At 69.5% G+C, this 22,898-nt stretch carries 18 protein-coding genes; 10 read left to right on the forward strand and 8 right to left on the reverse strand.

Features of this window, described 5'->3' with window-relative positions:
* Positions 1-7 precede the first annotated feature (7 nt).
* The gene (locus FHW79_RS07500) at positions 8-253 is read right to left on the reverse strand and encodes a hypothetical protein (RefSeq protein ID WP_183178343.1); all 246 of its coding nucleotides are present in this window, start codon (positions 251-253) and stop codon (positions 8-10) included.
* On the opposite strand from FHW79_RS07500, the gene FHW79_RS07505 reads away from it, so the two are divergent.
* The 4 genes from FHW79_RS07505 to FHW79_RS07520 all read left to right on the forward strand — a co-directional run bounded on the left by FHW79_RS07505 (position 252) and on the right by FHW79_RS07520 (position 4,873).
* Entirely contained in the window at positions 252-1,046 is a 795-nt protein-coding gene (locus FHW79_RS07505) for a GGDEF domain-containing protein (RefSeq protein ID WP_183178344.1), read from the forward strand. The two genes, FHW79_RS07500 and FHW79_RS07505, sit on opposite strands and share 2 nt — an antisense overlap.
* 164 nt (positions 1,047-1,210) lie before the next feature.
* Positions 1,211-2,884, forward strand: coding sequence for an ATP-binding protein (locus FHW79_RS07510; protein ID WP_247884223.1), 1,674 nt, complete (start codon positions 1,211-1,213; stop codon positions 2,882-2,884).
* Positions 2,885-3,070: 186 nt separating this feature from the next.
* Positions 3,071-3,448: a response regulator gene (locus FHW79_RS07515; RefSeq protein WP_137140681.1), complete on the forward strand. Its 378-nt coding sequence runs from the start codon at positions 3,071-3,073 to the stop codon at positions 3,446-3,448.
* 27 nt (positions 3,449-3,475) lie between these two features.
* The gene (locus tag FHW79_RS07520; RefSeq protein WP_183178345.1) at positions 3,476-4,873 is read left to right on the forward strand and encodes a PleD family two-component system response regulator; all 1,398 of its coding nucleotides are present in this window, start codon (positions 3,476-3,478) and stop codon (positions 4,871-4,873) included.
* A 149-nt stretch (positions 4,874-5,022) separates the two neighbouring features.
* Here FHW79_RS07520 and rpmG read toward each other — a convergent pair whose 3' ends face one another.
* From rpmG to rnr, 3 genes are all read right to left on the reverse strand, one after another.
* Entirely contained in the window at positions 5,023-5,190 is a 168-nt protein-coding gene (gene rpmG, locus FHW79_RS07525) for a 50S ribosomal protein L33 (RefSeq protein WP_012974790.1), read from the reverse strand.
* A 128-nt stretch (positions 5,191-5,318) separates the two neighbouring features.
* Positions 5,319-6,881, reverse strand: a complete 1,563-nt coding sequence (locus FHW79_RS07530) for a S41 family peptidase (RefSeq protein WP_247884224.1) — start codon at positions 6,879-6,881, stop codon at positions 5,319-5,321.
* A gap of 176 nt (positions 6,882-7,057) precedes the next feature.
* Positions 7,058-9,331: a ribonuclease R gene (gene rnr, locus FHW79_RS07535; RefSeq protein WP_183178346.1), complete on the reverse strand. Its 2,274-nt coding sequence runs from the start codon at positions 9,329-9,331 to the stop codon at positions 7,058-7,060.
* Positions 9,332-9,456: 125 nt separating this feature from the next.
* Between rnr and FHW79_RS07540 the strand changes: the two genes are divergently transcribed.
* On the forward strand, positions 9,457-10,128 hold the full coding sequence (locus FHW79_RS07540) for a TIGR02117 family protein (RefSeq protein WP_183178347.1): 672 nt from the start codon (positions 9,457-9,459) through the stop codon (positions 10,126-10,128).
* A gap of 76 nt (positions 10,129-10,204) precedes the next feature.
* Here FHW79_RS07540 and topA read toward each other — a convergent pair whose 3' ends face one another.
* The 4 genes from topA to FHW79_RS07560 all read right to left on the reverse strand — a co-directional run bounded on the left by topA (position 10,205) and on the right by FHW79_RS07560 (position 16,624).
* On the reverse strand, positions 10,205-13,048 hold the full coding sequence (gene topA, locus FHW79_RS07545) for a type I DNA topoisomerase (RefSeq protein WP_183178348.1): 2,844 nt from the start codon (positions 13,046-13,048) through the stop codon (positions 10,205-10,207).
* Between the two features lie 53 nt (positions 13,049-13,101).
* A complete protein-coding gene (dprA, locus tag FHW79_RS07550; protein ID WP_183178349.1) occupies positions 13,102-14,223 on the reverse strand; it encodes a DNA-processing protein DprA in 1,122 nt (373 codons plus the stop codon).
* Between the two features lie 85 nt (positions 14,224-14,308).
* Positions 14,309-15,478: a helix-turn-helix domain-containing protein gene (locus FHW79_RS07555; protein WP_183178350.1), complete on the reverse strand. Its 1,170-nt coding sequence runs from the start codon at positions 15,476-15,478 to the stop codon at positions 14,309-14,311.
* 162 nt (positions 15,479-15,640) lie between these two features.
* Positions 15,641-16,624, reverse strand: coding sequence for a response regulator transcription factor (locus FHW79_RS07560; RefSeq protein WP_183178351.1), 984 nt, complete (start codon positions 16,622-16,624; stop codon positions 15,641-15,643).
* A 374-nt stretch (positions 16,625-16,998) separates the two neighbouring features.
* On the opposite strand from FHW79_RS07560, the gene FHW79_RS07565 reads away from it, so the two are divergent.
* Genes FHW79_RS07565 through FHW79_RS07585 form a run of 5 tightly spaced genes read left to right on the forward strand, consistent with a single transcriptional unit; the run spans position 16,999 to position 22,885 of the window.
* Positions 16,999-17,826 (forward strand): hypothetical protein, encoded by an 828-nt coding sequence (locus tag FHW79_RS07565; protein WP_183178352.1) that lies wholly within the window; start codon positions 16,999-17,001, stop codon positions 17,824-17,826.
* A complete protein-coding gene (locus FHW79_RS07570) occupies positions 17,823-19,799 on the forward strand; it encodes an MFS transporter (protein ID WP_183178353.1) in 1,977 nt (658 codons plus the stop codon). The genes FHW79_RS07565 and FHW79_RS07570 overlap by 4 nt, the downstream gene beginning before the upstream one ends.
* Positions 19,796-20,848 carry an ABC transporter substrate binding protein gene (locus FHW79_RS07575; protein WP_183178354.1) on the forward strand — a complete coding sequence of 351 codons (1,053 nt, stop codon included), beginning with the start codon at positions 19,796-19,798 and terminating at the stop codon, positions 20,846-20,848. Before FHW79_RS07570 ends, FHW79_RS07575 begins: the two co-directional genes overlap by 4 nt.
* A 1-nt stretch (position 20,849) precedes the next feature.
* Positions 20,850-21,635 (forward strand): GNAT family N-acetyltransferase, encoded by a 786-nt coding sequence (locus FHW79_RS07580; protein WP_183178355.1) that lies wholly within the window; start codon positions 20,850-20,852, stop codon positions 21,633-21,635.
* Positions 21,632-22,885, forward strand: coding sequence for an ATP-grasp domain-containing protein (locus tag FHW79_RS07585; RefSeq protein WP_183178356.1), 1,254 nt, complete (start codon positions 21,632-21,634; stop codon positions 22,883-22,885). Before FHW79_RS07580 ends, FHW79_RS07585 begins: the two co-directional genes overlap by 4 nt.
* Positions 22,886-22,898: the final 13 nt, after the last annotated feature.

The raw sequence follows: 22,898 nt of genomic DNA on the forward strand, positions 1-22,898 counted from the left end.
CGTCGTCTCACCCCGGCCTGTCGGGATCCGGGCAGGCATCCTGTTGTTCGAAAACCGTTCGAAACAGAAAATAAATCAAAAATAGATAAAATTTTCCGTAATCGGCCGCTCTCCAGGCAATTTCTGCCGGGAGGCGGCCATCCCCGGCAAAACCTGCCGGGACGAAAGGCCTGGTCTTCGCGAAATCCGCATATGGCACAAGGCTTGCTTTAAAATCGGTGCAGCCAGTGCCGATCATGCGGAGAAAGCCCATGAGCGCCGTCGTGACCACCCAGGATTCGGACGCCATCGCCGCCGAGCATCACGACGGGTTGCCTTTCGACCGCGGGACCCACGACCGGCTGCTGCGGATGCCGCCCTTGCGCGGCCCCCGCATCGCCCATCCTGTGGTGTCCGTGACCATCGAGGCCTCGGCCCTGGAGCGCCAACTCGCCGAAGCCCGAGCGACCATCGCCGAACAGCGTGACCGGATCGCCTATCTGGAAAGCCTGTCCATGACGGACGAGCTGACCGGCCTGCTGAACCGCCGCGGCTTCTTCAGCCATTTCCGGCGCGAGATCGCCGCCGCACGGCGGCAACGCGCCAAGGCGAACGGCAAGGGAGGCGGCGTTCTGGTCATCATCGACCTGGACGGCTTCAAGCGGATCAACGACACCCATGGGCACATGGCCGGTGACGCCTATCTGCGGCAGGTCGCCCGTCTGCTCGTCGGATCGGTCCGCCAGGAGGATGTGGTGGCCCGTCTGGGCGGCGACGAGTTCGCTCTGCTGCTGACCAACACCGATGCGGCTTGTGGGGACCTCCGCGCCCGGCAGATCGCGGCGGCGGCGGGCCGGCGTTGCGTGCGCTGGAACAACGCCGAACTGCCGATCCGTTTCTCCTTCGGGGTGCAGCCTTACGGTGCCGACGACCGGGAGGAGGAGGTGATCCGCCTCGCCGACACCCGGATGTACAGCAACAAGGCCGGGCGCCGCCCGCGCCCTGGGAAGCGCAAGGCCGAAGGCCCGTCCGTTCCGCGTGCGGCGAACCCGCGGGCCACCGCTTGAACCCGGCGCCACCGCCGAACAGCGTGATCGGGCAGCCTGTCGCACCCCCCAGACCGCGCTTGACCGGACGGTTGCTCCCACCGCAGCATCGGCACCCTTCCGTCGCAATGGTGCCCATCCTGAACACGTTTTTGGATCGTCCGAATTCTTCCTCATCGCCGCCCATGGCCGGCCGATCACCCAATTGGGCCGTCGAGGGGATACAGCCGCACGGCGCCCTGCTGGCGTTGCACGGCGATGGCGAGACGATCCTGGCCTGCAGCGCAAACACCGCGGCCTTCCTCGGTCTGGCTCCGGAACGGCTGTTGGGTCGTGGCGTCGGGGTGCTCGAACTTCCAGAGATCGCGGACCTGCTGGCCAGGCTGCGCGCTCTGCCGCCGGAGTTGCGGACGCTGGGTTTGCACGCGTTTGTGACGCCGCCGGGAAGCGGGCCGCTGCCGGCGTTCCTGCACGAGCATGACGGGCGGGCGATCATCGAGGTTGAGAGGTCGCCCGCCGGGGCGGAGCATTGGCCGGCCACAGCGCCGGCGGCCGGCTTCCTGCCGGGCATCGCCGCCTTGCGCGGTGCCGCGGGGCTGGAGGCCATGGCGGCCCACACCGCCCGGGCCATCCGCCGTCTCACCGGGATGGACCGCGTCATCGTCTGCCGGTTCGACGAATCCGGCAACGGGGAGGTGGTGGCGCGGGACGAGGCTCCGGATTGGGGGCACGCCGTCCCGGAACTCCGGCCCGGCGCTGCCCTGCCGGCCAGCGCCTTCGACCGCGGACCGGACGGCAGCCCGCACCTGCGGGTGGTTCTCGATTACGCGGCGGAACCGGTTCCCCTCCTGCACGCCGATCCGTCGCTTCCGGTGCCCGAACTGGCCCACGCGCATCTGCGCAGCCCGCCTCCGGCCCGCCGGGACTTCCTGCGGCGAATGGGAGCCGGGGCGGCCCTGACCGTGCCGATCGTCCAGAGAGGCAGACCGTGGGGGGTGATCTCCGGCCACCGCCGCCTGCCCCAGGGGGTGCCGCCGTCCGTTCGGATGCTGGCCGCCATGGCGGCCGACGCGCTCGGCCTGATGCTGGACTCCGCCGAACGCGCCGTCGAGCGCGAGCGCCGGGCCGCCCGCGCCGCGCGGCAGGCGGAGGCGAACCGCGCCAAGTCCGATTTCCTGACCGGGATGAGCCACGAGCTTCGCACCCCGCTCAACGTCATCATCGGCTATTCGGATTTTCTGCTGCATCCGGGGACCGGTCCGCTGACCGACCGTCAGCGCGACTGCATCGGCAACATCCGCGCCTCCGGCACGCACCTCCTTGAACTCATCAACGACGTGCTGGACCTGTCGAAAATCGAAGCCGGCCACCTCGACCTGAACGACGAGGACGTGGACGTCGCGGTCGTCGTGGGCGAGGTCTACGCCCTTCAGGAGTTGACGCTGGCGTCGGCCGGGCTGACCTTCGACGCGCGGTTCCCCCGTCCGCTGCCGCGCCTGCGCGCGGACCGGCGGCAGTTGCGGCAAATCCTGCTGAACCTGTTGTCCAACGCCGTCAAGTTCACTCCGCCCGGCGGGCGCGTCACCATTGACGTCGCGCGCACGGAGGGTGGCGCAGGGCTGTGCGTCGCCGTGACCGACACCGGGATCGGCATTTCGGAGGAGCATCGTCTCACCGTCCTGGAACCCTTCCGGCAGGTGCCGGGAGAGCGCATCCGCAGCGGCGCCGGAACCGGGTTGGGCTTGCCCATCGTGCGTTCCCTGGTCGAGGCCCATGGGGGGCGGCTGGCCCTGTCCAGCGCGCCGGGGCAGGGCACGCGGATCGAGCTGCATTTCCCACCCGAGCGGGTGATCGCATGATGGAAGTTGTGGAATTTGCAAGACTTCTCGGGAGTCGGCCGGTCGCGGCGAACATTGCTAACGACAATTTAACCGTCGCGGCGGGACAGTGAACGGGATATACCGGTCTTTCCGGGTGTGGTCGCTGCAAGCCGGAGCGCGGGTGGCACGACGCTCGCGGAACCGAACAGCCCCAAGAAGGCGCCGATGGACGACCGAACCGTGAAGCGTGTCCTGATCGTCGAGGACAACGAGCTGAACATGAAGCTCTTCCACGATCTGCTGGAAGCGCACGGCTACGCGACGCTTCAGACCCGCAACGGGATGGACGCCCTGTCCATCGCACGGGAGCACCGGCCGGACCTGATCCTGATGGACATCCAATTGCCCGAAGTGTCGGGACTGGAGGTCACGCGGTGGATCAAGGACGATCCGGAACTGGCGAGCATTCCGATCATCGCGGTGACCGCCTTCGCGATGAAGGGGGACGAGGAGAAGATCCGCGAGGGCGGCTGCGAGGACTACATCGCCAAGCCGATCTCGGTGACGAAGTTCCTGCAAGCCGTTCAAAAGTTCCTTCGTTAACCTTTTACGGGATCGGTCGCACGTTCCATGTCCGCTCGCGTCCTCGTCGTCGACGATGTTCTTCCGAACGTGAAGCTGCTCGCGGCGAAGCTGACGCGCGAGTATTTCAATGTCATCACCGCCAGCAACGGTCCCGAGGCGCTGGAGGTGGTCCGCCGTGAATCGCCGGACATCGTTCTGCTCGATGTCATGATGCCCGGCATGGACGGGTTCGAGGTGTGCGAGAGGATCCGCTCCGACCCCGCGACCATGCACATCCCGGTGGTGATGGTCACCGCCCTGTCCGACGGCGCCGACCGCGTGCGCGGGCTGGAGGCCGGGGCCGACGACTTCCTGACCAAGCCGGTCAACGACATCGCCCTGTTCGCGCGCGTGCGCTCGCTCGTCCGCCTGAAGATGATGATGGACGAATGGCGGCTGCGCGAGACCACCTCAGGCCAGTTCGGCGTTTTGGAGCCGACCGGCACGCTGCGCAGCGAATCCTTCGAGGGCGCCCGCATCCTGGTGCTGGAGGACTCGCTGCTCGATCTGGCCAAGATTGCCGAAACGCTGCAGCGCGACCATGGCCATGTCATGTCCGCCGGAACCTGCGCCACCGCGCTGGAGCGTGCGCTGGGCGACGATCTGGACCTCGTGGTGATCAGCCTGACGCTGATGAACGAGGACGGTCTGCGACTGTGTTCCCAGCTCCGCTCGCACGAGCGCACGCGGCAGGTGCCGATCCTCCTGATGGTGGACGAGGGCGATCTGAACCGCGTCGCCAAGGGTCTGGAACTGGGCGCCAACGATTACGTCGTCAAGCCGATCGATCGGAACGAGTTGCTGGCCCGCGCCCGCACCCAGATCCGGCGCAAGCGCTATCAGGAGCGGCTGCGCGCGAACTACGAGCAGAGCCTGTCCATGGCCCTGACCGACAGCCTGACGGGCGTTTTCAACCGCCGCTACATCAATGCCCACCTGCCGCGGCTGCTGGAGCGGGCGATCGACAACCACAAGCCGGTGGCGATCCTGCTGTTCGACATCGACCATTTCAAGGTCGTCAACGACAGCTACGGCCACACCGTGGGCGACGAGGTGCTGAAGGAAGTCTCCAGCCGCGCCAGCCGCAACCTGCGCACCTTCGATCTGGTGGCGCGGCTCGGCGGCGAGGAGTTCGTGGTGATCCTGCCGGACACCGACGCCGAGGCGGCGCTGACGGTGGCGGAGCGGCTGCGCACCCGCATCGCCGACACGCTGTTCAAGGTGACCGCCGACGTGGGCGAGATCCCGGTCACGGTGTCCATCGGCGTCGCCGTCGGCGGCCGGCTCGGCGACACCGCCGAAGGGCTGATCCGCCGGGCCGACGAGGCGCTTTACGAGGCCAAGCGCGCCGGGCGCAACCGCAGCATCGCCGACCCCCGCGCCGACGCCCTGCTGGCCCCCTGACGGCCTCCTGGAAGACCAAGGCGTCCCGGAGGGCCATGGCGTTCCGGAAGACCGAAGCGACGCTTGGGAAGGCCGGAGCCATCAGATATCCGGACAAGCAAAAGGCCGCCAAAAGGCGGCCTTTCTGATTCCGGCGTTCCGGGGAAACCTTACTTGATTTTGGCTTCCTTGAACTCGACGTGCTTGCGCGCCACCGGGTCGTACTTGCGGAACGACAGCTTCTCGGTGGTCTTCTTCGGGTTCTTCTTCTTCACGTAGAAGAAGCCGGTGTCAGCCGTGCTCACCAGCTTGATGAGGACGGTGTTCTGCTTCGCCATGATCTCAATCCCGACTAAAAATCCGTGACCCGCCAGCCCGGCGGGGCGGCGTCGTAGCGGGGGAAGATACCTGCTGGAGCCGCGATGTCAAGGGCTAGTAGAGGCGCCAACCCCGCCCTGCAAGGGGTTCAGCGCTCCGCCACCGTGTTGGTGGAGGACAGGGCGACCGCGCGCTGGTAGAGCGCCGGTTCGGCGAGGAGGCGCAGCGCCACCTTCAGGTCCAGTTCCGGTTCATGCTCCTTCCAGGGGCAGGCCTCGCGCAGGCGGGCCAGCGCCTCCTCGTCGTCGGCGGCGCGGGCGCGCCAGCCGGCGAACTGGGTCATCGGGCGCGCCCGGCCGTCGCGCAGATCGGACAGCAACGCGACGGGATCGTCCTGGCCGGTGCGGCTGGTGCAGACCGTCGGCTGCACGCCCTGGCGGTGCAGGGTGTAACCGGCGGGCGTGTAGATGCGGCTCCAGGTCAGGAACAGTTCGCCGTCGTTGGGCAGGCGGGTCACCGTCTGGACGCTGCCCTTGCCGTAGGAGGAGGCGCCGACCACCACCGCGCGGCCCGAGTCCTGGAGCGCCGCCGCCACCACCTCGGCGGAGGAGGCGGAGCGCCCGTCAACCAGAACCACCAGCGGCAAGCCTTCGGCGATGTCGTCGGGACCGGCCTCGAAGCGCTGGCGGCTGTCGGGGTGTCGGCCCTCGGTCGTGATGATCTTGCCCTGGGCGATGAAAAGGTCGGCCACGGCGACCGCCTGGTCGAGCAGGCCGCCGGGGTTGCCGCGCAGGTCGAGCACGAAGCCGCGCAGGCCCTTGCCCATGCTCTGCCGCGTGGCGAGGACGGCGTCGCGCAGGTTGGAGGCGGTGGCGGCGTTGAAGCGGTCCACCTTCAGCACGCCGACCTGATCGGCCACGCTGGCGTTCACCGTGTTCGGGACCACGCGCTCCCGCCGGATGGGGGCGCGGCGCGGCGGGTTGTTGTCGCGCGCCACCGTCAGCAGGACCATGGTCCCGGTCGGGCCGCGCAGGCGGTCGCGCATGTCCGACTCGCTCAGCCGTGCGGTCAGGTCGCCGTCGATGGCGAGGAGCTGGTCGCCGCTGCGGATGCCGGCGCGGTCGGCCGGGCTGCGCGGCAGCACGTTGCGGATCAGGGTGCGGCCGCTCGCCGTCTCCAGCGACAGGCCGATGCCGCCGTAGCCTTCGCGTTGGGCGCGCTCGCTGGTGGCGCGCTGGGTGCCGGTGTAGCGGGAATAGCCGTCGAGATCCGCCATCACGGAGTCGAGGACCACCTGATAGACCCGCTCCGGTACCGCCTGATAAAGGGTGGGGGAATAGAGACGGGCGCGCTCCACCGCCTTGGTGGTCAGGGCGGCCCAGGCGGCGGCGTCGGACAGGGACGGGGCCGCGTACTCCCCGATCAGGCTTCCGGAGACGTACAGACGTACGGTGTTGCCCTGGCGCTCGGCGCGGGCGGTCGGGTCGATGGTCGCGAGCCCTTTCAGCCCGTCCAGCCCGAGGCGGCCGAAATCAACCTGTTGCAGATACACTTCGGCGATCTTGCCGTATGCGACGGCGAAGACCTGCTCGCTGACGAAGGCGGCTTCGGTCGCGGCTTCGGCCGGACGGGGCAGGGTCCCGCCGAGGCTTCCGAGGCCGACGGCGAGCATGGCGGCCGCGAGCGGGACCGGCAGACGCCGGCGCGGCAAAAATCCTCGTTTCCGTATGCCCATGGCGCGCCGTACGCGGCCTCCTTTCCCACAGGCGGACCCGGATGGTTTCCCACCGGATTCGAATGGATAAGGAATAGCACTTCAGAAATGAGGGCCGGCGGGACAAAAGACGGGGGCAAGACTCTTTGTCGCGGAATGTCCCCCACTGTGACTCAGCGGCCACGCTTCCGTTGCTTCTGGGTTGCGCGGCCCGCGAAACGGGCGCTTCGCGGGGGGTGAGCCGGGTGGCCGGATTGCAACGGATGATCGGTTCCCCCAACGGAATCCCCCTCGGCACGGGGCAGGGCGAACAGGGTGCTGCCGGTCAGCGGGTCGGCCTCCATCAGCACCACCTTCACCGCCGCGCCCAGCCGGTAGCTGCGGCCGGTGCGCTGGCCGACCAGGGCGTGGGCGCGCTCGTCATGCTCGTACTGGTCGTCGGGCAGGGTGCTGGCGGGGATCAGCCCGTCGGCCCCGTTCTCGTCCAGCCGGATGAACAGGCCGAAGCGGGTGACCCCGGAAATCCGCCCGGTGAACAGGGCGCCCACGCGGTCGGCCAGGAAGGCGGCGGTGAAGCGGTCGATGGCGTCGCGCTCGGCGGTGGCGGCGCGGCGCTCGGTCATCGAAATGTGCTCGCCGATGTCCGCCAGCCCGGCCATGGCCGCTTCGTCCAGCCCGCCCGGCCCCAACCCGTGCGCGCGGATCAGCGCGCGATGCACGATCAGGTCGGCGTAGCGGCGGATCGGCGAGGTGAAATGGGCGTAACGGTCGAGCGACAGGCCGAAATGGCCGATGTTCTCCGGGCTGTATTCCGCCTGCGACTGGCTGCGCAGGATCACCTCGCTGACCAGTTGGGATTCCGTGGTGCCGGCGGCGCGGTCGAGGATCGCGGTGAAATGGGCCGGGGTCAGCCGCGGCACCCGCGGCAGCGTGTAGCCGATGCCGGTCAGGAACTCGCGCAGCGTCTCCTGCTTGTCGAGCGACGGCTGGTCGTGCACGCGGAACAGGCCGGGCATGCCCGCCCGCTCCAGGCTGTCGGCCGCCGCGACGTTGGCGCAGATCATGAATTCCTCGATCAGCCGGTGGCTGTCGAGGCGCTCGCGCGGCGCGATCTCCGCCACCCGCCCGCGTTCGTCCAACCGGACGCGCCGTTCCGGCAGGTCGAGTTCCAGCGTGCCGCGCCGTTGCCGGGCTGCCCACAGGCGGGCGTAGGCGTCGTAGAGCGGCGTGATGACGCTCTCCAGCAGCGGCGCCGTCGCCTCGTCCGGCGCTCCGTCGCGGGCGGCCTGCACCTGTTCGTAGGTCAGGCGCGCTGCGGAGCGCATCAGACCGCGCACGAAACGGTGCCGCAGAAGCGCGCCGTTGCGGTCGATCCACAGGTGCGCCGCGACGCAGGCGCGGTCCTCCTGCGGGCGCAGCGAGCAGAGGTCGTTGGACAGCGCCTCGGGAAGCATCGGCACGACGCGGTCGGGAAAATAGACGGAGTTGCCGCGCTCATAGGCCGCCCGGTCCAGCGCCGAATTCGGGCGCACGTAGAAGGCCACGTCGGCGATGGCGACCAGCAGATGCCAGCCGCCTTCGTTCGCCGGGTCGGGGTCCGGCTCCGCCCACACCGCGTCGTCGAAGTCGCGGGCGTCGGCGCCGTCGATGGTCACCAGCGGGAAGTCGCGCAGGTCGGTGCGACCGGTCAGGGAGGGCACGGCGGCGTGCGTCGCCTCGCGGATGGCGGCGGGCGGGAAGTCGGTGGGCAGCCCATGGCTGTGGATGGCGATCAGACTGACGGCGCGCGGCTCCGCCGTGTGACCCAGCCGCTCCGCCACGCGGGCCTGCGGCAGGCCCATCCGGGAGGCCGGCAGCAGGTCGGCGAGCACCAGCTCGCCCGGCTCGGCGTCGTTGCGGTTGACCGGCAGGACCAGCAGTTCAGTCTTGTTGCGCTTGTCGGTGGGGACGATTCGCCCGCCGTCCGCCGCGGGGTAATAGACGCCGAGCACGCGCCCCACCGTTCCGTCCAGCCGCCGGATGGTGCGCGCCTCGTACAGCCGGTCGTTGACGCGGCTGAGCTTCGCCAGCACCCGGTCGCCCGCCCCCAGCGTGGGGTGGCCCTTCCTCTCCGGCATCAGGAAGATGCGCGGCGGGTTGCCCTCGCCGGTCCAGGTGACCGGTCGCGCGGTGACCTCGCCGTCCGCATCGGTGCCGGTCACCTCCAGCACGGCGACCTCCGGCAGCGACTGCGGCGGGGCGACGCGCTTGTTGCGCCCGCGCTCCACGGCGCCGTCGGCTTCCAACTCCTTCAGCAGATCCTTCAGCTTCTCGCGGTCGTCGCTGCCCGACAGCTTGAAGGCGCGCGCGATCTCGCGCTTGCCGACCGGAGTCGCGCTGCTGCGGATGAAGGAGAGGACCGTGTCCTTATCGGGAAAGCTGCCGGAGCGGCGGGAGGTGTCGGTCAAGGGAATCCGTGCCGTGGAGAGTGGATCGTTTAAGTAAGCCCTGGGCGCCGCGAATCCAACCGCCACGCCATGGCTCCGCCACAAAGACGCGCCAGAACCGTGCCGGGCGTGGCGGGGGCGCATTCATGAGGACGCTGTGGAAGGTGGTGCTGCTGGCGTTGGCCGTCCTGGCGATGGTGGCCGGGACCTACCTGCTGGCCGCCGCGATCCTGACCCGCCATGCGGTGGATGGGCGGCCGGCAGCGCGGGAGGGCGTGGAGGTTTTTGTCTGCACCAACGGAATCCACACCGATCTGGTGCTTCCCGCCGTCACGAGCGCCGTGGACTGGACCATCGACCTGCCGGACGGCGACTTTCCCGGTGCCGCCCCTTGGGCGAGCCATCGCTCCTTCGGCTGGGGCGACCGCGCCTTTTATCTGGAAACCCGCCAATGGTCGGACCTGCGGCTGTCGACGGCGCTGTCCGCCCTGTTCGGCCGCGGGCCGTCGGTGATGCACGTCCACGCGCTGCATCGCCCGGCGGGCAGCCCGGACTGTGGGGTGATCGTCCTGGGTGACGGGCAGTACCGCGCCCTGGCGGCCTTTGTGAGCGGCAGCTTCCGCCGCGACGGAGAGGGGCGGGTGATGCCCCTGCCGGGCAGCGGCTATGGCGCGGCCGACCTCTTCTACGAGGCGGTCGGCCATTACAGCCCGGTCGAGACCTGCAACGAATGGACCGGCAAGGCCCTGCGCGCTGCCGGGGTGACCGTGGGCGCCTGGACGCCGTTCGAGGGCGGCGTCATGCGCTGGGTGCGGTAGGTGAGTGTGGCTGTTGTCCCCTCTCCCCAGAGGGGAGAGGGTTAAGGCGGCGCTGCCGATTCTTCCTGAGTGGGAATCAAGCCCGCTTGCGGGCGGCGGGCTTGTCCTCGCCGGCGTCGGTCTTGTCGGCCTCGGCGGAGTCGGCCTTCTTGGCAGACGCCTTCTTCGGAGCGGCCTTCTTCGCCTCGTCCTTCTTGGCCGGTTCCTTCTTGGCGGGGGTCGCCTTGGCCTTGGCCGCCTTCGCGGCCTTGGCGGGCGCCTCGGCGCCGTCCGCGGCCGCCGGTTCGGCGTCCTTCGGGGCCTTGCCCTTCTTGGCGGCGTCCTTGGCGGCCTTGGCCTCCAGAAGCTCCAGCGCCTGCTCCAGCGTCACGCTGTCCGCTTCCGTGCCCTTGGGGATCGAGGCGTAGACGGAGCCGTGCTTGACGTAGGGACCGAAGCGGCCGGACCCGGTGGTGACCGGCTTGCCGGTCTTCGGGTGGTCGCCCAGCGTCTTGGCGGGGGCCGACGCCTTCTTGGCGGCGCCGGCCAGCAGGTCGACCGCGCGGTTGATGCCGATGGTCAGCACATCGTCGTCCGGCGTCAGCGACTTGTAGACGCTGCCGTGCTTCAGGTAGGGGCCGAATCGGCCGATGCCGGCGCTGATGTCCTCGCCCGTCTCCGGGTGGTTGCCGATGCTGCGCGGCAGAGCCAGCAGCTTCAGCGCGGTGTCGAGATCCACGTCGGCGGCGGCCATGCCCTTGGGCAGGGAGACGCGCTTGGGCTTCGGCGCCTCGACCTTGACCTTCTTCTTGCCCTTGGTCTTCTTGCCGTCGGCGGGGGCCTCCTCCACCACGGCCTCGGCCGGGGCGGCGGCCACCGGGGGCGGCCCGAGCTGGATGTAGGCGCCGTAGGGGCCGCGCCGCACGGTCACCGGCAGGCTGGTCTCCGGGTCGGTGCCCAGCTCGCGCGGGCCTTCCTGCGCCTCGCCGTTCTCGTCGTTGGCGACGGCGAGCGGGCGGGTGTAGCGGCAGTCCGGGTAGCGCGAGCAGCCGATGAAGGCGCCCATCTTGCCCAGTTTCAGCCCCAGCCGGCCCTGGCTGCACACCGGGCAGACGCGCGGGTCGTGGCCCGGCGTGTCGCTGTTGGCGTTGGTCGGGAAGAAGTGCGGCCCCAGCTCCTCGTCCAGCGTGGTCAGAACCTGGGTGATGGTCAGGTCCTTGGTCCCGTCCACCGCGACGTGGAAGGCGCGCCAGAAGTCGCGCAGCACGGTCTTCCAGTCGATCCGCCCGTCGGAGATCTCGTCGAGCTTGTTCTCCAGGTCGGCCGTGAAGTTGTACTCGACGTACCGGTTGAAGAAGTTCTTCAGGAAGGCGGTGACCAGACGGCCGCGGTCTTCCGGAATGAAGCGCCGCTTGTCCAGCCGCACGTAGTTGCGGTCCTGGAGCACCTGGAGGATGGAGGCGTAGGTGGACGGGCGGCCGATGCCCAGCTCTTCCAGCTTCTTGACCAGGCTCGCCTCGGTGTAGCGGGGAGGCGGCTGGGTGAAATGCTGTTCCGGGCTGATGTCGCCGCGGGCGAGGGCGTCGCCTTGCTCCATGGCCGGCAGGCGGCGCTCCTGGTCGTCGTCGGCGGCGCCGTCGTCGCGGTCCTCCTGATAGACCTTGAGGAAGCCGTCGAACACGACGACCGAGCCGGTGGCGCGCAGCACGACGTCCTTGGACGGCGAGGCGATGTCCACCGCCACCTGATCCAGCACCGCGCTTTCCATCTGGCTGGCCAGCGTGCGCTTCCAGATCAGCTCGTAGAGCCGCAGTTCGTCGCCTTCCAGATAGGACGCGACCTCCTCCGGGCGGCGGAACAGGTCGGTCGGGCGGATGGCCTCGTGCGCTTCCTGGGCGTTCTTAGCGGCGGTCTTGTAGACGCGCGGCTGCGCCGGGACGTAGCGCTCGCCCCAATGGGAGCCGATCAGGTTGCGGGCGCCCTCGATGGCCTCCTGCGACAGGCTGACGCCGTCGGTTCGCATGTAGGTGATCAGGCCGACCGTCTCGCCGCCGATGTCCACGCCCTCATACAGCCGCTGCGCGGTGCGCATGGTGCGGGTGGCGCCGAAGCCCAGCTTGCGCGAGGCCTCCTGCTGCAGGGTCGAGGTGGTGAAGGGCGGCGACGGGTTGCGGCGGCTCTGCTTGCGCTCGACCGTCGCGACCGAGAAGGCCTGCGGGCTGATGCGCGCCACCGCGGCTTCCGCAGCCTCGCGGGCGGGCAGGGCGAACTTGTCGAGCCGCTTGCCGTCAAGCTGGGTGAGCTGGGCCGTGAAGGAGGCGCCGCCCGGCGTGGCGAAGCCCACCTCGATGGTCCAGTATTCCTGCGGCTTGAAGACCTCGATCTCCGATTCGCGCTCGCAGATCAGGCGCAGCGCCACCGACTGCACGCGACCCGCCGAGCGCGAGCCCGGCAGCTTGCGCCACAGCACCGGCGACAGGGTGAAGCCCACCAAGTAATCAAGGGCGCGGCGGGCCAGATAGGCGTCCACCAGTTCCCGCGAGACGTCGCGCGGGGCCTCCAGCGCGGCCTGGACGGCGGTCTTGGTGATCTCGTTGAAGGTGATGCGCTGCACCTTGGAGTCGTCGATCAGCCGCTTTTCGCGCAGCAGCTCCGACAAATGCCAGGCGATGGCTTCCCCTTCGCGATCCGGGTCGGTTGCGAGATAGACGCGTTCCGCCCCTTTGACCGCCTTGGCGATCTCGTCGATGTGGCGCTTGGAGCGGTCGCCCAACTCCCAGTCCATGGCGAAGTCCTCATCCGGACGCACCGATCCGTCGCGCGCCGGAAGGTCGCGGACATGGCCGAAGCTGGCGACCACGGTGTAGTCCGAGCCAAGGTATTTGTTGATGGTTTTCGCCTTGGCCGGCGATTCGACGATGACGACGTTGCTGCCCGGCAAGAGTCCGCGCCCCTGAAAGTGCCTATCCCATACACCGGCGGTGCGGATCGGGATCAGATCAGGTTCACCTGATTCCCAGGCTGGCGCTGGACACGGCCCGCAAGCTCAAGTTCCAGCACCACGGTCAACACCACCGGAGCGGACAATTGGCACCCGCGGACGAGTTCGTCAATGGCAACCGGCGTATGGCCGAGGTTTTCCAGGATGACCGCGCGCGCCGATTCAAGGTCCGCCTCGGATGGAACGGCGGGGCGGGGGGCGGCGAACAGGTCCCCCTGGCGTTCCCGTACGGCGGGGGGCGACAGGCTGTCCAGCGCCTTCAAGACATCATCCACCCCTTCCACCAAGGCCGCCCCCTGACGCAGAAGATTGTTGGTGCCGTGGCAGCGCGGGTCGAGCGGAGAGCCTGGAACGGCCATCACCTCCCGCCCCTGCTCCAGCGCCATGCGCGCGGTGATGAGGGAGCCGGAGCGCAGCGCCGCCTCCACCACCAGCACACCCAGCGACAGGCCGGAGATCAGCCGGTTGCGGCGCGGGAAATGGCGGGCCTGCGGCGTGGTGCCGACCGGGCTTTCCGCCAGGATCACGCCCTGCTGCACTATGTCGCGGTAGAGCCTCTCGTTCTCCGGCGGGTAGACGACGTCGGCGCCACCCGCCACCACCGCCGCGGTTCCGCTGCCGAGCGCCCCGGCATGGGCCGCCGTGTCGATCCCGCGCGCCAATCCGGAAACGACCAGCAGCCCGGCCTCGCCCAGTTCGCGTGCCAGCCGTTCGGCGAATTTCTTGCCGTTCATCGAAGCGTTGCGCGCCCCGACCAGAGCCACCGCGCGCCGTTGCAGCAGATGCGGGTGACCGAGGACCGACACCACCGGTGGCGCGTCGTCCAGCGCCGCCATGGCTTCCGGATAGTCGGGCTCGCAGGAGCAGAGGAGGCGGGCGCCGATGCGGTCGTTGGCGGCCAGTTCGCGGTCGATGTCCACCTTTGGCGCGATGCGCAGCGGCTTGGTCCGCCCGCCGCGCTTTGCGAGGTCGGGCAGCGCCTCCAGCGCGGCGCCGGCGCTGCCGAACCGTTCCAGCAGGCGGTGGAAGGTGATCGGCCCGACATTCTCCGTCCGGATCAGGCGGAGCCAGTCGAACCGCTCGGCGGCGGACAGGGTATGGCGCGGTTGAATCATGAACCACGTCATACAACCGGCAACGGGGCGTGATCAACACGCAAACGTGTGCGGCGGTGCTCTTCTCAGGGACCCGGCATGGCGGTTATTTGCGCCAGAAGCCGAAAAGTCCCTTCTTCTTCGGCGGAGCCTCCGGTTTGGCTTCCGGCTCCGGCTCCGGCTCCAGCTCGTCGTCGAAGGAAAAGGGGTCATCCTCGGCGTCGGCCTTCGCGGTTCCGGCCGGCTCGGTTTCGGCCTTGGGCTCGTCCGGATCGTCGTCCGTGTCGAAAGAGAACGGGTCCTCGTCCGGCACCGCATCCGTTCTGGCGGGGGCGTCCTCGGTCGTCTCCTCCGTTTCGTCATCGTCGAAGCTGAAGAGGTCGCCGTCATCGTCGGAGTTGCCGGCCAAGTCGGTCGCTTCGGCCGTTTCGTCTTCGGTCTTCTCCTCCGCGTCGTCGGTGTCGAAGCTGAAGGGATCGCTGCCGTCCTCGTCCTCGTCCTCGTCATCATCGAAGTTGAAGGCGTTGGCGTCACCGCCGCCCGCATCGTCGTCCTTGGCCTCGTCATCATCATCGAAGCTGAAGGCGGAGAAATCCGAGGACTCTTCCTCCTCATCCTCGTCGCCACCGCCGAGGGCCGTGGCGGCAACGGCGACCGCGCTCGCCGCGCCCTGGCCACGGCGCATCTCCGCCTTGAATCGCTCAAGCTCCTCGCGGAAGCGGTCCTCGGCCTCGCTCCAGCGCTGGCGCTCCTGGTCGAGGGTGGCGAGCAGTTCATTCTCCCGCGCGCGGGCGGCGGAGCGTTCCGTGTCGAGCGCCTGGATCAGTTCCTCTTGGCGTTGGAGAAGCGACTCGTGCCGCGTCTCCATCGCGTCGATGACCTCGCGCACATACTGTTCGAAGGCACGGAACTGGAGCGCCAGAACGTCCTCGTCGGCGCTGGCCGCCGCCGCCTTCGCGGCCTTGGTCGCCTTGGTTGTCCGCGTCCCGCCGGGTGCCGGTGGCGGCGGGGAAGGCGCGGCGGCGGGAGGCGTGCGCGTCCCGCTCGGGGTGGCGCCGTCCCCCCCCAGCCAGCGCGACACCAGGATGTAGGAGACCTGAAGCTCCTCGGCGATGCGGCGGTAGCTCCAGCCCTGGGCACGCAGCCGTTCGGCCATGCGTTGGCGGTCCGGTTCCTCGCTGGGTGTTGCCGGGCGCGTGGGCAGGGAGGATGTCGGGCCGATCCCCTCCGTGGGGGTCGCGACGACGATCACATCCTTCAGTTTCTGGTCGGCCATCGGGTCTCCGCCGTCCTGCGCGCAGGGCGTTCCTCACCGCGATGTTGGCCGCTTTCGGGCCGCGCTGTCGATCCGGGACGGGTCCCGGTTGAAGCAGTCTGGATGGGAAACCCGCCGGACCGGGCCAATTCGCGCCGTTCCGGTCAGGTCAGTTCCTGCCGGTCAGGTCAGTTCCTGGATGTGCTCGACATAGCCGGAGAGGGCGGCGATGCCCTGCTCGGTCAGCTCGATGAAGACGCGGCGCCCATCCTTCTCATCGGCGATCCGGCGCACCAGACCGCGGTCGTGCAGTTCGGTGATCCGCCGCAGCGCGGTGGTCTGGGCAACGCCGGAGGCCATGCACAGCGACGACACGGAAATTCGCCGCCCGCGCAGATGGTTCGCCATCAGGTCCAGCAGCATGTCCCAGCAGGGGTCTTCGAACAGCCCCTTCGGGAAATATTTGTCGCGGGCGACGCGGTTCTGCTGGAGCGTTCTCAGGACAGCCAGACGCCGGTTCTCTCCCGTTGCGGCGGGGCTGGGGGGCTGAACGGCTGGAGCGGGAACCGGAACCGGAGGGGCCAGCGTCGGCTGGCCTTCGCGCAGAGCCTTCACCGCTTCGATGAGCGCGAGGCCATGACGGTAGGCGTCTTCCAGCGCCCCATGCAACGCGCCGTTGCCGGCGGGTGCGGACGGGGCGGGGGCGGGCAGCGTGGCCGCCGCCTGCTGGGCGGCCAAAGCGCGGGCGAGCGCGCCGTGGAGTTGGCTGCCGTCCTGCGGGTCGCTGACGAAATCCGCCGCGCGCAGATGCATGGCGCGGACGACATCCGCCGCCGTGGCGTCGGGTGCGACGACGATGACCTGAAGATGCCGCCGCACGCTCTTGCGCATCCGTTCGACCAGGGCCAATCCGTCGAAATGGGGCAGGGCTAATTCCACCGCCACGATGCCGATGCTGCCGTCGGCCTCCAGCGTGTCGAGCGCCGCGATGGGATCGTGCGTCACATGGATGCGGTGGCCGTTGCGTTCGAAGGCGTCGTGCATGCCGATGCCCAGCGCGCGATCCGCGCAGGCGATCAGGATGGACGTCGCCGAAACATGAAGGCCGGCGCTGGTCGGGACCGGGCGCACCGGCCATGCCAAGGGTCGCTCCAACTCGATCCGCATCGAAGCCCTTCCCCCCGTTGGGTGCATGGAATGCTGTGCTTAAGGATTACCACGCAAAGCAAACCATCATGGATGCAATCATGGTCCAAAATAGAGCGATCGAAAAATGTCTCAAAATTCCGCAAAATTTCGATGGATTAGGCGGAAGGGCATAAATCCAAGGTTTGGCTCCGTCGCCTATTCTTGGATTGGTAAGTAAAATTCAATGAAATGCCCTTCCCGGTTGCGGTGCGGTGGGCGAATGTGCGCGCCCGGCGGGGTCGGGCCGGAGCGGAGCCATGTCGCCGGGGTCTTCTCCAGACTGGACCCGTCTTGGAAACGGCGGCGCGCGCGATGCGCGTAAGGTTGCCGCATCCCTTGCCGGCACCGGACCCATGCGCCTCACCCTGACGACCAAGATCATATTGCTGCTCCAGGTGGCGCTCTGCTTCGCGCTGCTTTCCACCGCCGCGCTCTCCTACCTGAAGATGGAGCGCATGGTGGAGGACACCGTGGCCTCCCGCTTCACCGTCGCTCTGCGCGGGCTGGCCGGGGAGGTGGAGGGCGCCGTCAGCCTCGGCGTGTCGATCACGGCCCTGCGCAATCTCGACGCGCTGATCCAGCGCGCGATGGCGCGGGACGACCGCATCACCGGTCTGGTCCTGTTCACCGATACCGGCGAGGTGCTGGCGGCGGCAGGGCGCGGCGGTCCGGTCGGGACGATTCCCGCCGGCTGGAAGGCGGCCTTCGCGCGGGACGGCAAGTCCGACCGGGTGGCGGCCATCGCCGACGGCGACAGCCAGGCGCTTCTGCTCGGCATCCGCAACGCCTTCGGCGGTGTCGCCGGCGGCGTCGCCCTGACCTATTCGCTGGGCGAGGTGCAGGCGGGCATCCGCGGCACCATTCCGGACCTGCTGCTGTCCGGCGGCATCAATCTGCTGACCGGACTGCTGGTCACCATGATCGCGGTCTGGCTGCTGCTGCGTCCGATCCAGCGGCGGCTGCGCGAGATGACCGCCAGCATCAACATGCTGGGCATGGGCGAGCCGCCCAACCTGACTCCGGAGCTGGCGGCCTTCGCCCCCGGCCTGAAGGATTTCGCCGACCGCATCCTGGAACAGCAGCAGCGCGGCGCGGAGGAGGACCATCCCCGGCCCGCCGGTCCGGCGGCGGAGCCCGCGCGCCCGGCGGGAGTCACGCGCCCGGCGGGAGTCACGCCATGAAGCTGTCCTTCATCCGCCGCCTGAACTGGATGCTGACGGGCGTTGTGTCCGTCCTGATGCTGGTCAGCCTCGCCGTCCAGACCAACCACGTCAACACGCTGTTCCGACCGCTGATCGAGCCGGAGCTGGCCCGCAAGGCCGAGGTCGTCGGCTCCTATGTGGTGGCGCAGATCGACCGCGCGGTGGCGCTCGGCTTCGAGCTGGACAAGCTGGTCGGGGTGGACGAGCTGCTGTCCGACGCGCTGGCCGCCAACCCGGACGTCAAGTATCTGGCGCTGGAGATCGGCGGTCGCCTCCACGCCTTTTCCGGGACTGAGGAGGCGCGGTCCGGGAACCGTCTGACCGTCGCCGACGCCCCGCCGGAGGGCGAGTCCCCGCAATTCCTCGACACCGTCCTGCCGCTGGAGGGGAACGGGGAGGCGCGGCTGCATGTCGGCGTCGATTCCGGCTATGTCCGCTCGGCCATGAACGAGGTGGTGTTCGACCTCGGCTCCGTGCTGATCGTCGCCATCCTGCTCAACATCGAGATTCTGCTGCTGGTCGTCGGCTCCTCCGTCGCCGCGCCGCTGCGCCGGGTGACGGCGGTGATGAAGCAGGCCGCCGACGGGCATCTCGGCGTGCGCGTCGCCCTGCGCAACCGCGACGAGGTGGGCGAGCTGTCGCGCGCCGTCGACTGGGCGCTGGACAGCGTGCAGCACAAGGCCGACATGACCGCCTCCGAGCAGGCGATGACCAAGATCGGCATGATGCAGCGGGTGGTGGAGCTGCGCTTCGCCATCTTCATCTTCTCCCTGGCGGAGGAGCTGACCCGCACCTTCCTGTCCGTCTACATCAAGCAGCTGTTCGAGCCGGTGCCCGGCCTGTCGATGGAAATGGTCATCGGCGCGCCGATCGCCCTGTTCATGCTGCTCTGGGCGGTCAGCCAGCCGATCGCCGGCAGCGTGTCGGAACGGCGGGGGCGGCGGGCCGTGTTCCTCGGCGGGGCGCTGCTCTCCTTTGTCGGTCTGGTCGGTTCCGGCCTCGCCACCGACCTCATCCAGCTCATCGTCGCGCGCTGCCTGACCGCCGTCGGTTACGCCAGCGTCTTCATCTCGGCCCAGGGCTTCGTCATCGACGCCACCGACCCCAAGCAGCGCGCCCAGGCCATCGCCATGTACGCCGGCGGCATCCTCAGCGCCGGCGTCTGCGGCCCGGCCATCGGCGGGGTGATCGCCGGGCAGGTGGGCTTCCGCACGACCTTCCTGATCTCCGCCGGGCTGGCGCTGCTGGCCGCCTTCATGGCGTGGCAGGTGCTGCCGCGGGTGCGTGCGGCCCAGGCGAAATCCAGCCGCGGCCTGCGTCTGGCCGACGCCGTGCTGTGCCTGCGCAACCCGCGCTTCGTCGGGCTGGCCGTCTTCAGCGCGGTCCCGGCCAAGCTGGGGCTGACGGCGCTTCTGTTCTTCCTGCTGCCGCTGGCGCTGGACGACCAGGGCGTCAGCCAGTCCTGGATCGGGCGCGTCCTGCTGCTCTACTGGCTGCTGATGATCGTGGTGTCGCCGATGGCCGCGAAGCTGTCGGACCGTTCGGGCCAGCGCATCGGCTTCCTGGTGGCGGGCGGGCTGACCGCCGCCGGGGCGGCGTATGTGCTGTCGATGCCGGGTTCGCTCGGCACGGCGCTGGCCGGGGTCGCCCTGCTGGGGGTGGCGCACGCCATGCTCGGCGCGCCACAGCTCGCCATGCTCGCCGATGTCTGCGTGAAGGAGAGGGCGGCGCTGGGCGAGACCACGGTGATCGGCATGTTCCGCCTGATCGAGCGGCTGGGCTCCGTCGTCGCCCCCTTCCTGGCCGGACTGTTCCTGGCCCACTACGGCTATGCCGGGGCGCTGAAGGGCATCGGCGCGGTGCTGGCGGCCTGCGTCGCCGTGCAGCTTCTGCTGAGCGCCCTGTTCCGTCCGCGTCCGCCCGCCGATTTCCCGCAGAGGACCCCCGCATGAGCCTGTCCCGCCGCACCGTCCTGACGGGAGCCCTGACTGCCGGAACGCTGGCTGCCGGCGGCGTTCCAGCCTTTGCGCAGCCATCCTTCGGCCCGACGGCCCGGACCTTCACCGCCGCCAAACCGGCGCGCATCGTCGTGCTGACCCCGCGCAAGGATGTCGGCGACGTGCTGGGCCTGCGCGACTTCATCGCGTCGAGCGGCCTGACCGCCACGGTGGAGGTGCGCGAGGTGCCGCAGGCTTCCGCCATGCCGGCGCTGCTGCCGGAGATCCGGGCGTCCAAGCCCGATCTGGTGGTGACGGTCTTCACCCCGCTGACGCTGGGAGCGGTCGGGCGCTACGACGATCCGGACCCGTCGCGCTTCCTGACCGACGTGCCGGTGGTCTTCACCTCGGTCACCGACCCGGTGGCCTCGCGGGTCGTGCGCGCGCTCGACCGTCCGGGGCGCGCGGTCACCGGCACGCGGCACATCGCGCCGGCCGCGGTGCAGATGAAGACGATGCTGTCCTACCGGCGCTGGAAGAAGATCGCCGCGGTCTACAACCCGGCCGAGGACAACATGGTCGTCGCCGTGCGCGACCTGAAGGAGGAGGCCGCCCGCCAGGGGGTCGAGATCCACGACGCCGCGCTGCCGCGCGACGCCTCCGGCGCGCCGGTGGCCGCCGCCATCCCCGACCTGATCGCCGACGCGGCGCGCGCCGGGGCGGAGCTGGTCTACATCGGGCCGGACACGCTGGTCGCCTCCAACAACAACGCCGTGGTGGCCGAGCAGGCGCTGGCCCACCGGCTGGCCACCTTCTGCTCCACCGAGCTGCCAATCCGCCGGGCCAACCTGCTGATGGGGCTGGTCAGCCCGGCGGTCAACGTCGGGCGCTTCGCCGGGCTGAAGGCGGTGGAGATCCTGACCGGGGCCAAGCCCGCCGACACCATTCCGGTGGAGACGCTGAACCGCTTCTCCCTGCTGCTGCGCATCGGGGCAGCCAAGCAACTGGACCTCTATCCGCCGATGCGCCTGCTCAACATCGCCGAAATCGTCCAGGACGCCTGACATGACGGTCCTCTTATCCCCCGAACAGACGGTCCACACGGGCATGCTGCGCGTCCGGCGCGGCCAGCCGGTCTGCGTTCCCTACCGCATCCGCTTCCTCGGTCCTGCCGACCTGTCGGCGCTGGAGGCGTTCCGCGGCTACATCTTCGGGCAGTTGCCGGACATCGACGCCTATTTCCCCGAGACGCCGGAGTTCGCCGGTCTGCATCTGGGCGAGCGCGGCGTGACGCTGGGGCTGGAGGCCGAGGGGCGGTTGATCGGCTGCGCCATCCTGGGCCTGCCGCAGCCGGGCATGCCGGCCTTCGTGGACGACCTGCCGGACGGGCGCCCCGCCGTCACCGCCACCGCCCACATGGCGAGCTGCATGGTCCACCCGGACTTCCGCGGCAACGGGCTGCAACGGCTGATGGTGACGCTGCGCACGCTCCACGCGCTCGGGGCCGGGCGCCCGCACCTGTTCTCGCGCGTCGCCCTGTCCAACCCGCGAAGCCTGTCGAATCTGCTGGCCGGCGGCTTCCTGGTGCGGCGGGTGCTGGTCATGCACGCCAGCGGCCGGCTGCGCTACCTGCTGCACCGCGACCTGGGGGCGGCGCCGCCCGCCTGGGTGCCGGGCAGCGAGCGCGTCTTCGCCGTGCCGGAGCTGGAGGAGCAGAGGGCGGTGATCGAGGCCGGCTGGATCGGGCGTTCGGTGGAGCTGGACGGTCCCGTGCCGCTGGTCACCTACGCGCGCCCGGTGGAGGCGGTGCCGGCCGTACCCCAGGATGCCGCGCTGGAGGTCACGCCATGAGCGCTCCGCTCAAGACGGCGGTCGTTGTCGACCCCTATTCCACCGGCATCCTTTTGGCGCCGCGCCTGCGCGCGCGGGGCTACGACGTGGTCGCGGTGCAGAGCCGCCCGGACCTGGCCCCGTCGCTGCTGCGCAGTTACCAGCCCGACGATTTCGCGGCGCACATCCTCCATGACGGCGACCTCGACGCGCTGGCGAGGACGCTGCGCCCGCTGGCACCGGCCTTCATCCTGCCGGGCAACGAGTCCGCGGTGGAGTTGACCGACGCGCTGGGCGCCGTCCTGGGCACGCCGGGCAACAGCCCGAAGCTGACCGCCGCGCGCCGCAACAAGTTCATGATGATCGAGCGGCTGGCCGCCGCCGGCCTGCTGACCGCCCGCCAGACCATGGCGACCGGCGCCGCGGAGGCGGTGGAATGGGCGGCGCAGGCGGGCTGGCCCGTGGTGGCGAAGCCGATGGCCAGCGCCTCCACCGACCATGTCTATTTCTGCGACACCCCCGCGCAGCTCCGCGCCGCCGTGGACGCCATCCTGGGCAGCCGCGATTTCTGCGGCTCGGCCAACGAGCGGGTGCTGGTGCAGACCTACCTCGACGGCCTCGAATACGTCGTCAACACGGTCAGCCGCGGCGGGCGCCACTACGTCTGCGACGTGCTGCTGTCGGCCAAGCGGGCGCTGAACGGGTCGCCCTTTGTCTACGACTATTACCGGCTTCTGCCGCCGGAGGAGCCGGTGGCTCAGGCGCTGATGGCCTACATCCGCCGGGTGCTCGACGCGCTGGAGATCACCGACGGCGCCGGCCATGCCGAGGTGCGGATGACCGCGCGCGGCCCCGCCCTGGTCGAGATCGCGGCGCGCGCCATGGGACCGGCGGGCTCCACCACCGGCATCGCGGCGGGCACCGGGCACGATCAGGTCGATCTGCTGGTCGACGCCTTCGACGGCGCGGCGGCGGTCGGGCCGCGGCTCGACGGCCATTACCGGTTCCTGGCCGACGCGATGGTCCTCTATCTGCCGGTGCTGGTGTCGGGCCGGGTGGAGGCGCTGCCGGATCTCTCCATTCTGGACGGGATGGCGAGCGTGCGCGGCTACGCCCTGGTGCCGCGGGTTGGGGACGAGGTGGTGCCGACGCTCGATCTGACCCAGGTGCTCGCGAAGATCTATCTGGCCCATCCGGACCGCGCCGTTTTCGAGCGCGACTGGGCCGCCATCCGCTCCCTGGAGGACCGCCTCCAGCCGACCGTCGCGTAGCGTCGGAACGGAC

It is taken from the genome of Azospirillum sp. OGB3 (assembly GCF_014192915.1).
Classification (GTDB): domain Bacteria; phylum Pseudomonadota; class Alphaproteobacteria; order Azospirillales; family Azospirillaceae; genus Azospirillum.

Coding starts and splice junctions, on each gene's coding strand:
- FHW79_RS07500 (WP_183178343.1), bottom strand. CDS start 253: ATGGGCTTTCTCCGCATGATCGGCACTGGCTGCACCGATTTTAAAGCA.
- FHW79_RS07570 (WP_183178353.1), top strand. CDS start 17,823: ATGAAGCTGTCCTTCATCCGCCGCCTGAACTGGATGCTGACGGGCGTT.
- FHW79_RS07585 (WP_183178356.1), top strand. CDS start 21,632: ATGAGCGCTCCGCTCAAGACGGCGGTCGTTGTCGACCCCTATTCCACC.
- FHW79_RS07580 (WP_183178355.1), top strand. CDS start 20,850: ATGACGGTCCTCTTATCCCCCGAACAGACGGTCCACACGGGCATGCTG.
- FHW79_RS07520 (WP_183178345.1), top strand. CDS start 3,476: ATGTCCGCTCGCGTCCTCGTCGTCGACGATGTTCTTCCGAACGTGAAG.
- FHW79_RS07565 (WP_183178352.1), top strand. CDS start 16,999: ATGCGCCTCACCCTGACGACCAAGATCATATTGCTGCTCCAGGTGGCG.
- FHW79_RS07575 (WP_183178354.1), top strand. CDS start 19,796: ATGAGCCTGTCCCGCCGCACCGTCCTGACGGGAGCCCTGACTGCCGGA.
- FHW79_RS07505 (WP_183178344.1), top strand. CDS start 252: ATGAGCGCCGTCGTGACCACCCAGGATTCGGACGCCATCGCCGCCGAG.
- FHW79_RS07555 (WP_183178350.1), bottom strand. CDS start 15,478: ATGGCCGACCAGAAACTGAAGGATGTGATCGTCGTCGCGACCCCCACG.
- FHW79_RS07560 (WP_183178351.1), bottom strand. CDS start 16,624: ATGCGGATCGAGTTGGAGCGACCCTTGGCATGGCCGGTGCGCCCGGTC.
- FHW79_RS07540 (WP_183178347.1), top strand. CDS start 9,457: ATGAGGACGCTGTGGAAGGTGGTGCTGCTGGCGTTGGCCGTCCTGGCG.
- FHW79_RS07515 (WP_137140681.1), top strand. CDS start 3,071: ATGGACGACCGAACCGTGAAGCGTGTCCTGATCGTCGAGGACAACGAG.
- dprA (WP_183178349.1), bottom strand. CDS start 14,223: ATGATTCAACCGCGCCATACCCTGTCCGCCGCCGAGCGGTTCGACTGG.
- rpmG (WP_012974790.1), bottom strand. CDS start 5,190: ATGGCGAAGCAGAACACCGTCCTCATCAAGCTGGTGAGCACGGCTGAC.
- FHW79_RS07510 (WP_247884223.1), top strand. CDS start 1,211: ATGGCCGGCCGATCACCCAATTGGGCCGTCGAGGGGATACAGCCGCAC.